The sequence below is a fragment of the Phenylobacterium sp. genome (assembly GCF_030697305.1).
Lineage (GTDB): Bacteria > Pseudomonadota > Alphaproteobacteria > Caulobacterales > Caulobacteraceae > Phenylobacterium.
The window spans coordinates 1-9,790 of sequence record NZ_JAUYQL010000003.1 but is presented as its reverse complement, the minus strand read 5'-3'; the positions used below and the strand labels follow the sequence as shown (position 1 = coordinate 9,790).

At 68.3% G+C, this 9,790-nt stretch carries 10 protein-coding genes and 1 pseudogene; 2 read left to right on the top strand and 9 right to left on the bottom strand.

Going from position 1 to position 9,790, the window contains the following annotated elements; translation table 11 throughout:
- The 4 genes from Q8R27_RS00150 to Q8R27_RS00135 all read right to left on the bottom strand — a co-directional run.
- Positions 1–763, bottom strand: a 763-nt coding sequence (locus Q8R27_RS00150) for an NAD(P)-dependent oxidoreductase (protein ID WP_305697103.1), incomplete at its 3' end; no start/stop codon positions are given.
- Positions 764–857: 94 nt separating this feature from the next.
- On the bottom strand, positions 858–2,030 hold the full coding sequence (locus tag Q8R27_RS00145) for a phosphoserine transaminase (RefSeq protein WP_305697101.1): 1,173 nt from the start codon (positions 2,028–2,030) through the stop codon (positions 858–860).
- A gap of 124 nt (positions 2,031–2,154) precedes the next feature.
- Positions 2,155–2,613: a hypothetical protein gene (locus Q8R27_RS00140; protein ID WP_305697100.1), complete on the bottom strand. Its 459-nt coding sequence runs from the start codon at positions 2,611–2,613 to the stop codon at positions 2,155–2,157.
- Between the two features lie 69 nt (positions 2,614–2,682).
- Positions 2,683–3,027, bottom strand: coding sequence for a hypothetical protein (locus Q8R27_RS00135; protein WP_305595251.1), 345 nt, complete (start codon positions 3,025–3,027; stop codon positions 2,683–2,685).
- A gap of 193 nt (positions 3,028–3,220) precedes the next feature.
- Here Q8R27_RS00135 and Q8R27_RS00130 point away from each other — a divergent pair, with 193 nt between their 5' ends.
- Positions 3,221–5,104 carry an ATP-binding protein gene (locus Q8R27_RS00130; protein WP_305697099.1) on the top strand — a complete coding sequence of 628 codons (1,884 nt, stop codon included), beginning with the start codon at positions 3,221–3,223 and terminating at the stop codon, positions 5,102–5,104.
- Positions 5,105–5,317: 213 nt separating this feature from the next.
- On the top strand, positions 5,318–5,764 hold the full coding sequence (locus Q8R27_RS00125; protein WP_305697098.1) for a hypothetical protein: 447 nt from the start codon (positions 5,318–5,320) through the stop codon (positions 5,762–5,764).
- A gap of 74 nt (positions 5,765–5,838) precedes the next feature.
- Here Q8R27_RS00125 and Q8R27_RS00120 read toward each other — a convergent pair whose 3' ends face one another.
- The 5 genes and pseudogenes from Q8R27_RS00120 to Q8R27_RS00100 form a co-directional block, all read right to left on the bottom strand.
- Entirely contained in the window at positions 5,839–6,666 is an 828-nt protein-coding gene (locus Q8R27_RS00120; RefSeq protein WP_305697097.1) for a PhzF family phenazine biosynthesis protein, read from the bottom strand.
- Between the two features lie 18 nt (positions 6,667–6,684).
- Entirely contained in the window at positions 6,685–7,254 is a 570-nt protein-coding gene (locus tag Q8R27_RS00115) for a nucleotidyltransferase family protein (protein ID WP_305697096.1), read from the bottom strand.
- A complete protein-coding gene (gene thiD / locus Q8R27_RS00110) occupies positions 7,251–8,054 on the bottom strand; it encodes a bifunctional hydroxymethylpyrimidine kinase/phosphomethylpyrimidine kinase (protein ID WP_305697095.1) in 804 nt (267 codons plus the stop codon). The genes Q8R27_RS00115 and thiD overlap by 4 nt, the downstream gene beginning before the upstream one ends.
- A 45-nt stretch (positions 8,055–8,099) precedes the next feature.
- Positions 8,100–8,897: a dihydropteroate synthase gene (gene folP, locus Q8R27_RS00105; protein WP_305697102.1), complete on the bottom strand. Its 798-nt coding sequence runs from the start codon at positions 8,895–8,897 to the stop codon at positions 8,100–8,102.
- Between the two features lie 46 nt (positions 8,898–8,943).
- A pseudogene (locus Q8R27_RS00100) lies at positions 8,944–9,790 on the bottom strand (cell division protein FtsH); the annotation flags it as partial.

Here is a 9,790-nt window from a genome sequence, read left to right as displayed (position 1 = left end):
CCGCGCCGCCGATGTGCCCGCTGTCGAGGCCAGCGCGCAGGGCGGCCTCATCAACCAGGCCGCCGCGGGCGCAGTTGACGATCAGGACGCCCTTCTTGGCCCTGGCAAGGTTCTCGGCCGACAGGATGTTGCGGGTCTTGTCGGTGAGCGGGGTGTGCAGGGTGATGGCGTCGGCGCGGGCCAGCAACTGGTCCAGCTCGACCTTCTCGACGCCGATCTCCACCGCGCGGTCGGGGGAGAGGAACGGGTCGTAGGCGACGACGCGCATCTTCAGGCCCAGCGCGCGGTCGGCGACGATGGAGCCGATGTTGCCGGCGCCGATCAGGCCCAGCGTCTTGCCGAACAGCTCCACGCCCATGAAGCGGTTCTTCTCCCACTTGCCGGCTTGGGTGGAGACGTCGGCGGCTGGGAGCTGGCGGGCGAGGGCGAACAGCAGGGCGATGGCGTGTTCAGCGGTGGTGATCGAATTGCCGAACGGGGTGTTCATGACCACCACGCCGGCGGCGGTGGCGGCGGGGATGTCGACGTTGTCGACGCCGATGCCGGCGCGGCCGACGACCTTGAGGTTCTTGGCGGCGGCCAGCACGTCCTTGTCGGCCTTGGTGGCCGAACGCACGGCCAGGCCGTCATAGTCGCCTATGATCTTGAGCAGCTCGTCCTTGGTCAGGCCGGTCTTCACGTCGGCGTCGACGCCACGTTGCTTGAAGATGTCGACGGCGGCGGGGGACAGTTTGTCGGCGATGAGTACGCGGGGCATGGGAATCTCCATTGGGAGAGACCCTCCCCGCGCGGCGGCGGAGAGGGGGTTGTTCAAAGAGGGAAGGCCTTGAGCGGGCGGCGGTGACGCCGGACGCGCGTCAGGCGGCTTGGAACTGGTCCTGGGCGAGGCTGGCGAAAGCCCAGTCGAGCCAGGGCGTCAGCGCCACGATATCGGCGGTCTCTACGGTCGCGCCGCACCAGATGCGCAGGCCGGGAGGCGCGTCACGGTAACCGCCCACGTCGAGGGCGGCGCCTTCCTTTTCCAGCACCGCGGCCAGCTTTTTGGCGAAGTCAGCCTGGGCGTCGGCGGAAAGGCCGGTGACCCGGGGATCGACGACCTTAAGGCACACCGAGGTGTTGGACCGGGTCGCCGGATCGGCGGCAAGGAACTCCACCCAGGCGGTCTTGTCGACCCAGGCGGCGAGGGCGCCGAGATTGGCGTCGGCCCGGCGGCGCATCTCCGGCAGGCCGCCGATCGAGGCGGCCCAGCCCATGGAGTCCAGTGCGTCTTCGACGCAGAGCATCGAGGGGGTGTTGATGGTCGCGCCTTCGAACAGGTCGAGGGTGACCTTGCCGCCCTTGGTCATGCGGAACAGCTTGGGCATCGGCCAGGCCGGCGTGTAGCTCTCCAGCCGTTCGACGGCGCGGGGACCCAGGATCAACACGCCGTGCGCGCCTTCGCCGCCCAGCGCCTTCTGCCAGGAGAAGGTCACCACATCGAGCTTGGCCCAGTCGAGCGCCTGGGCGAAGGCCGCGCTGGTCGCGTCGCAGATGACGATGCCCTCGCGGTCGGCGGCGATGAAGTCGGCGTTCGGCACGCGCACGCCGGAGGTGGTGCCGTTCCAGGTGAACACCAGGTCGGCGTCCTTGCGGACCTTGGTGAGGTCGGGGAGCTCGCCGTACGGCGCTTCCAACGGCTCGGCCGGAAGCTTCAGTTGCTTGACGACGTCCGTCACCCAGTCCTTGCCGAAGCTCTCGAAGGCCAGGAGCTGCACCGGGCGCGGGCCCAGCATCGACCACATAGCCATCTCGACCGCGCCGGTGTCAGAGCCGGGCACGATGCCGATCAGGTGGGTGTCGGGAACCTGAAGCAGTTCGCGTGTCGCCTGGATAGCGGCCTGCAGGCGGCCTTTTCCGAGCTTGGAGCGATGCGAGCGCCCCAGGACCGCGTCCTTGAGATTTTCAGGGGACCATCCGGGGCGCTTGGCGCACGGGCCGGAGGAAAACTCGGATCTCAACGGCCGTGTGGCCGGCTTTGCAAGAGTCGTCATAGCGATGTCTCCCATCCTTGCAGATGAGCGGCGCCCCGTTGGGAGGGCGTGGCCCGGCGCGCAGAAGCCTGCATTCGCTCAAGCATGCAAGGAAAAACTGCGTGGAGGCCGCGCCGGCTAGCGGTCAGTGCGCGGCGGCGCCCGAGGCGCCGAGGGCCGGTGCGATAGACTTCTTGTGATGGCGCCAGGCGACCAGGGTGCCAGCCAGGATGCACGCGATGATGCCGGCGGTATTGGCGTTGTTGACCACCGCGAAGAAGCGATCGTGGGGCTTGGTCGCGACCAGATAGAAGGCGTGCAGACTGAATTGCACGGCCTGCAGCATCATCGAGCCGCCCAGCCACAGGCTGCCGTAGCGCAGGGCGACCAGCAGGAAGCCCACGGCCAGGAAAGCGTCGTTGCACAGGTGGGCCACCTGCTCGTGCGCATCGGGGAGGATGAGGTCGATCGCCTGGCCGATCAGGGCGACGCCCAGGACCAAGCCGGCGCCCACCCGCTCAGGCGGGCCGCCACGTAGAAAGGCCAGGCCGCACACCACCAGGGTGACCACCATGCCCACGTACGGAAGGAAGGGACTAAACATGCATTGCGCCTCTAACTCGCATTAGAGGCGCAACACCGTTAAGTTATCGCAACTAAAACCGAAGTGGATTTAGCCGACGTCGCGAAGGGTGGCCGGAGCCTGAACGTCGCGCAGGGCCAGACCCTTGTCGGTGTCCCAGCCGTCCATCTTCGTGCGGATGCCGAGGCGGAGCTTCACTTCGGCGAGTTCGTTGTGCACGCCGACCATGGCGGTGCGGGCTTCGCCCAACGCCTTGATCGCATCGACCAGCTTCGCGGTCGCTTCGTCGCCCAGAACGAGCGAAACGTGAACGTCTTTACGCGCCTTGAGCATTTCGCTCATGAATTCAGCGGCTTCAGCCAGGGCGCCATCAACAGCATTCTCAGTCGCGAACAGCTTGTTCGCCACGCGCTGAGCAACAAACACCTTTTCCATACGCAGACCCCTATTCGTTAACACAATATAGAGGAAGGTAAACGACCAGTTAAGGTTAGTCTATGGTTAACGGGCGAGAAAAGTGCGACACGTACGCGCACAGGTTGATCTGTGTCAAAATGGCAACGGGCATGGAAGCGAAGCGTTAGTACAAACAGAGGTATGCGGATCGCTTGAATGGGGAAAGGCGCCCATGAGCGATACTCCGGCCGCGCGCGGTTCGGCCCATCACGCCACCTTCCACGCGCGCGTCGCTGGGGTCGGGCTGATCACCACCATGGTGGTGCTGATCGCCGCTTGCCTGACCTTCATGGTCCAGCAGTGGGCGGTGGCGCGTGAGCAGAGCCATATCGGCGCCCAGTCCCTGGCCCAGATCGCCGCCGCGGCGGCCGCGCCCGCCGTCCTCGCCAACGACAACCAGGCCGCACGCACGCCGCTGACAGCGCTGGGCGCCTCGCACAACGTGGTTTCGGTGCGTCTGCTCGACGTCAAGGGCAATACCATCGCCTCCTATCTGCGCCCCGACGCCAATGTCGCCGGCAAGGACACCGACGTCGTGCGCGCGCCCGTGCGCATGGGCGCTGACAATCTGGGCGAGATCGTCGTCACCTCCCGCGCGCCGGAACTGGGCGCGATGCTGCCGCAGTTCATGGCGCTGACCGCGGCGCTGTTCTTCGGCGGCGTGGGTGTCGCCCTGTTCCTCGCCCGCGGCATGGCGCATCGGGTGATCGCGCCCGTGGAGCGGCTATCGGACGCCATGCGCCAGGTCGCCGCCGACGGCAGCTTCGAGCCGGTGGACGTCAAGGCCCAGGACCAGCTGTTCCGCAGCCTGACCGCCAGCTTCAACCATCTTCTGGGTAAGCTCGGAGAGCGCGAGCAGGACCTGAAGGCGGCGATGCAGGACTTGACCGAGGCGCGCGACGCCGCCAACGCCGCCAACGTGCTGAAGACCCAGTTCCTGGCCAACATGAGCCACGAGATCCGCACCCCGCTGAACGGCGTGCTGGCCATGGCTGAAGTCATGTCGATGAGCGAGCTTGCGCCCATCCAGCGCGAGCGCCTGGACGTGATCCGCCAATCCGGCAGCCTGTTGCTGGCCGTCCTCAACGACGTGCTCGACCTGTCGAAGATCGAGGCCGGCAAGCTGACCCTGCTGGTCGACGACTTCGAGCTGGAACGTGCGCTCACCCCCACCCGCGGCGCGTTCGGCGCCATGGCCAACGCCAAGGGGCTGGATTTCAGCGTTACTGTGGCGCCCGAGGCCCAGGGCTGGTGGCGCGGCGACGCCGACCGCCTGCGCCAGATCGCCGGCAACCTGCTGTCCAACGCGGTCAAGTTCACCTCGCATGGTTCGGTCTCGGGCCTGTTCGACCTCAACCCGCAGACCGGCGGCCTGCGCTTCACCGTGCGCGACACCGGCGTCGGCATCTCCGGCGACAAGCAGTCGGGGCTGTTCGAGAAGTTCACCCAGGCCGACAACTCGGCGACGCGCCGCTTCGGCGGCACAGGCCTGGGCCTGGCCATCTGCCGCGAGCTGACCCAGATGATGGGCGGTACGATCACGGTCGAGAGCGCCGAGGGCAAGGGTTCGGTGTTCGTCGTCGAGCTGCCGCTGGAACGCGGCGAGGCGGTCGAGGACGCGGTGATCGAGAACGTCTCGACGTCCGACGACGGCGCGCTGCGCCTGCTCGCCGCCGAGGACAACGCCACGAACCAACAGGTTCTGGCCGCGGTGATGGGTTCACTGGGCATCGAGATCGACATCGTCGCCGACGGCCAGCAGGCGGTGGAGGCCTGGCGGGTCGGAAACTACGACCTGATCCTCATGGACATCCAGATGCCAGTGATGGACGGCATCGACGCGGCGCGCGCGATCCGCACCATCGAGCGCACCTCGAAGCGCAAGCGCACCCCGATCGTGGCGTTGACCGCCAACGCGCTGAGCCACCAGGTCGAGGAATACCTGGCCGCCGGCATGGACGGCCACGTGCCCAAACCCATTGAAATCGCCAAGCTGTACGAAGCGATCAGCCGCGCCCTGAACGACGCAGCCACCGGCGCCGCCAACGCAGCGTAGCACTGCCGACGGCGCATCCGCGAACCTGAACGGCGCACAACGAGCGGCTCAGGATGGTGTCATCCTGGACATGTTCTTCTTTCCCTCAACGCGGCCGATGGTGGCTGCGCAGCGCAAAGCTTGGCCAGAACCAAGCCCGCGCCAACGGGTTTGATGGACGTCTCAAAGGCTCTTTCGAAGAGCCGGGGACGGCCGAAGAAGAGGACAGGACCGATGAAAAAGCTGATGTCTCTTGGCCTGGTCGCGGTCTCGGCGCTGACGCTGAGCGCGACGGCGGCCAGCGCCCAACCGTATGGCGGCCGCTACGACAACGACCGTGGCTATGATCAACGCCCTTCGTACGGCGAGCGTTGGGACGGTGACCGCGGCTGGCGCGACGATCGTGGCGGCTGGATGAACATCAACGCCCGCCAGGCGCAGCTCGACAACCGCATCGATCGCGGCGTGCGCCAGGGGCGTCTGACCCGCGCCGAAGCCCAGCGCCTGCGCGCCGAGTTCTATCAGATCGCCCGCCTGGAGAACCGCTATCGCGCCGGCGGGCTGTCGAACTGGGAACGCGCCGATCTGGATCGCCGGTTTGACCGGCTGAGCGCCCAGATCCGCTACGAAGGCCGCGATAACGACTACGGCCAGGGCTACGGTCGCGACTACCGCCGCTAAGGCCTGATTTGAGCAAAGAGCTGGGGGCGGTCCGGTGCGGGCCGCCCCTTTTTCATGAGCGGGACAGGAGCCGGTCAGGGGGCGATGCGTAGGCGGCTTTCGAGGACCGTGAACGCCCCGCCACGCAGCAGCACGCGCTCGCCGCGATGCTCGCACAGCAGGTCGCCGCCTCGCCCGGGATAGGCCTGGTGGAACCTGAGCGATGGTCGCCCAAGCTTTTCCGCATAGAGCGGCGCCAGGATGCAGTGGAGCGACCCTGTGGCGGGATCCTCGGCGATGCCCGAGCCTGGCGCGAAGAAGCGGCTGACCACGTCGTAGGGCGCGCCGGCGTCGGGCAGGGCGCAAACGCCGACATTGCCGCGGCCCTGGGTGGCGGCCGACGATATGACCTTCAAGCGGGCGCCGTCGGGGTCAAGGGCTCGCACCTCAGCCTCATTGGCCATCACCGCGACCAGGAACTGCGCGGCCCAGACCTCCTGCGGCGCCGCGCCCAACGCTTCGGCGAGGCCCTGGGGCGGATCAATGCGCCTGGGGGTCATGGCCGGGAAATCCATCTCGTAGAGCTCGCCCAGCTCGCGCGCCTGGCGCACGCTCAGCGGGCCGGAGAGGGTGTCGAAGGTGACGGTCTCGGTTTCCAGCGCCAGTTCGTTCAGCAGCACGTGGGCGCTGGCCAGCGTCGCGTGTCCGCACAGCGGCACCTCGAGCGCCGGGGTGAACCAGCGCAGCTTGAACCGCGCAGGGTCATCGGTCTTCAACAGGAAAGCGGTCTCGGCCTGGTTGTTCTCGGCGGCCAGGCGCTGCATCCAGGCGTCGGAGGGCCACTTCAGCATCGGCTCGACCACGCAGGCGGGATTACCGCGGAACGGCGCGGCGGCGAAGGCGTCTACGGTCCACTGGCGCATCGGCGTCTCCTTGCAGGGTCAGTCGGCGACCTGGGCTTCGGGCCAGCGGGCGATGACGCTCGCGGCCGTGCGCGCGAAGCCGTTGGTCGCACGCGTCGGATTGGGGCGCAGGCGCAGGGCGAACAGGTCATCCAGGCCGAAGGGGGCCAGGATGGTCAGCGTGTCGTCGTCCTCCAGCCGTGCGCCGACCGCGAACGCGGTGGTGGTGAAGCGCGTCAACGCATGCGCGCTGTCATGGAGGGGGGCGTAAGGCTCGGCGAACTTGCCCTCGAACCACAGGTGCACGCGGGCCTGGTTGCGGACCTCGACCAGCTCGCGCAGCGGCGTAGCGAAGGCCCGGGCGACCCGGCGGATCACCGCGTCCTCGGCTTCGTAGGAAGTGTCGGGATCGAAGTAGCCGAGGTCGTAGTCCTTGACCCCATAGTCGAGGGCGCGGCCGGTCAGGTGGTTGAACACCGGCTGGTAGATCGCGCCGGAGAACACCAGCCAGTCGGGCAGGGCGAGATCACGGGCGGTCCGCAACACCTGCATCAGGCCCGGCGTGGCGCGCAGGATAGCCCCCAGCCTGGCGGTCAGGGGATCGCTCATCGTCGGTCCCGCAGCGGCCAGCCGTGATCCAGCGGCCCGTGACCGGCGCCAAGACCCGGCGCGCGGGCGATCGCCTCCTGCACGTAACCCCAGGCGCGCGCGACCGCCTCGACCAGAGGCAGGCCCTGGGCCAGACCCGTCGCGCAGGCCGAGGCCAGCGTGCAGCCGGTGCCGTGGGTGTGGCGGGTGTCGATGCGTTCGGCTTCAAAGGCGGTCTCGCCCTGCGGGGTCAGCAGGAGATCGACGACCTGATCGCCGGGGACGTGCCCACCCTTCATCAGCACGGCGCGGGCGCCCAGGCCCAGCAGCGCCTCACCGGCGCGGCGCATGTCGTCGAGAGTCTCGACTGCGATCCCCGTCAGGGTGGCGGCCTCCGGCGCATTGGGGGTCAGCAGGGCGGCGCGGGGGATCATCAGGCTCCGCACAGCGCCGATCGCAGCTTCCGCCAGCAGCGAAGCTCCACCCTTGGCGATCATCACCGGATCGATCACGGCGGGGGCCGCGGCGTAGTCGAGGATCGCGGCCACGGCCTCGACAGTGGCCGCGTCGCCCAGCATGCCGGTCTTCAGCGCATCGGCGCCGATGTCGTCCAGCACCGCGCGGGCCTGTGCGTCGATGACCGCCAGCGGGATCGGGTGCACGCCGCTGACGCCCAGGGTGTTCTGCACGGTGATCGCGGTGATCGCGGTCGCCGCATAGCCGCCCAGCATGGTGACGGTCTTGATGTCGGCCTGCACGCCCGCCCCGCCGCCGGAATCGGAGCCGGCGATGATCAGGACGCGGCCAAGGGAGTTCGCCATGCACGGCGATTAGCGCGCCGCCACGCGTGCGCCAAGCTCAGGCTTTCAGTCCAGCCGCGCATCCGCGATCGCCTGCCAGACCGCCAGAGCCTGGACGGTTTCGGCGACGTCGTGGACGCGGACGGCGGCGACGCCGGCCGCAGCGCCGACCAGCGCGGTGGCGATGGACCCGCCGAGGCGCTTGTCAGGTGACGCGCCGGCCGGGTCGATGGCGGCGATGAAGCGCTTGCGGCTGGCGCCGAGCAGCACCGGGAAGCCCAGCGCGACGAGCCGGTCGAGCCCGGCCAGCAGCGGCAGGTTGTGGCGCGTAGTGTGCTTGCCGAAGCCTACGCCAGGGTCGAGCCAGATGCGCTCGCGGGCGACGCCAGCGGCCATCGCCGCTTCGGCGCGGTCCGCCAGCATGGCGGCGACCTCAACGGCGACATCGTCGTATTGGGGATCCTGCTGCATCGTGCGCGGATTCCCTTGCATGTGCATCAGCACCACCTCACAGCCGAGGTCTGCGGCGAGGGAGAGGCTCTCGCTGTCGTAGCCCAGGGCTGAGACGTCGTTCCAAATGTGCGCGCCGGCGGCCATCGCGGCGCGGGCGACGGCGGGCTTCATGGTGTCGATGCTGATCGCCACGGCGCTTTCGGCGCGTATCGCCACGATCAGGGGGACGACGCGGCCGATCTCTTCGGCGGCCTCGACGGGCGCCGCGCCGGGGCGGGTGGACTCACCGCCGATGTCGAGGATGTCAGCGCCCTCGGCGATCAGTCGCCGGGCGTGGGCCAGGGCGTCAGCCGGCGTGAAATGCCGGCCGCCGTCGGAGAAGCTGTCGGGCGTCACATTGACGACGCCCATCACCTTCACGCGGCGGGTCTCGGAGCTCAGCGTCAAGCGTCTGGAGTCAGGCCGGTTCGGGATCGGGGCGCGGCGAGATCGGCACGGCGACGGCGGGGCCGGCGGGGCGCTTGGTCTCGGCCTCGGTGCGGATCGGCTGCACGCCCTTCATGACGCCGATGATCTCGTCGCCGGACAGGGTCTCGTACTCGAGCAGCGCCTTAGCCACCGCGTGCAGGTCGTCGATCCGCTCGGTGATGATCCGGCGCGCCTCGTCCATGCCGCCCTGAACCAGGCGGCGGACCTCGACGTCGATCTTCTGGGCGGTGTCTTCCGACACGTTCTGGGTGCGCGCCACCGAATGGCCGAGGAACACCTCTTCCTGGTTGTCGCCGTAGGAGATCGGGCCCAGCACGTCGGAGAAGCCCCAGCGGGTGACCATGTTGCGGGCCAGGCCCGTGGCGGCCTGGATGTCGCTGGACGCGCCGGAGGTGACCTTGTCCTTGCCGAAGATCAGCTCTTCGGAGACGCGGCCGGCCATCATGATGGCGAGGCGCGAGATCATCTGTTGGTAGTCCATGGAATAGCGGTCGCCCTCGGGCAGCTGCATCACCATGCCGAGCGCGCGGCCACGCGGGATGATTGTCGCCTTGTGCACGGGGTCGGCGGACGGCACCGACAGCGCCACCAGGGCGTGGCCGCCTTCGTGGTAGGCGGTGTTGCGCTTCTCGTCCTCGCTCATGGCCATGGACTTGCGCTCGGCGCCCATCATGACCTTGTCCTTGGCGTCCTCGAAGTCGCGCATCATCACCATGCGACGGTTCTTGCGCGCGGCCATCAGGGCGGCTTCGTTGACCAGGTTCGCCAGGTCGGCGCCGGAGAAGCCGGGCGTGCCGCGGGCGATGGTCTTGACC

Bases quoted from the DNA above. Each gene is read 5' to 3' on its own strand.
- Q8R27_RS00145 (WP_305697101.1), bottom strand. From the start codon at position 2,030: ATGACGACTCTTGCAAAGCCGGCCACACGGCCGTTGAGATCCGAGTTT.
- Q8R27_RS00140 (WP_305697100.1), bottom strand. From the start codon at position 2,613: ATGTTTAGTCCCTTCCTTCCGTACGTGGGCATGGTGGTCACCCTGGTG.
- Q8R27_RS00135 (WP_305595251.1), bottom strand. From the start codon at position 3,027: ATGGAAAAGGTGTTTGTTGCTCAGCGCGTGGCGAACAAGCTGTTCGCG.
- Q8R27_RS00130 (WP_305697099.1), top strand. From the start codon at position 3,221: ATGAGCGATACTCCGGCCGCGCGCGGTTCGGCCCATCACGCCACCTTC.
- Q8R27_RS00125 (WP_305697098.1), top strand. From the start codon at position 5,318: ATGAAAAAGCTGATGTCTCTTGGCCTGGTCGCGGTCTCGGCGCTGACG.
- Q8R27_RS00120 (WP_305697097.1), bottom strand. From the start codon at position 6,666: ATGCGCCAGTGGACCGTAGACGCCTTCGCCGCCGCGCCGTTCCGCGGT.
- Q8R27_RS00115 (WP_305697096.1), bottom strand. From the start codon at position 7,254: ATGAGCGATCCCCTGACCGCCAGGCTGGGGGCTATCCTGCGCGCCACG.
- thiD (WP_305697095.1), bottom strand. From the start codon at position 8,054: ATGGCGAACTCCCTTGGCCGCGTCCTGATCATCGCCGGCTCCGATTCC.
- folP (WP_305697102.1), bottom strand. From the start codon at position 8,897: ATGGGCGTCGTCAATGTGACGCCCGACAGCTTCTCCGACGGCGGCCGG.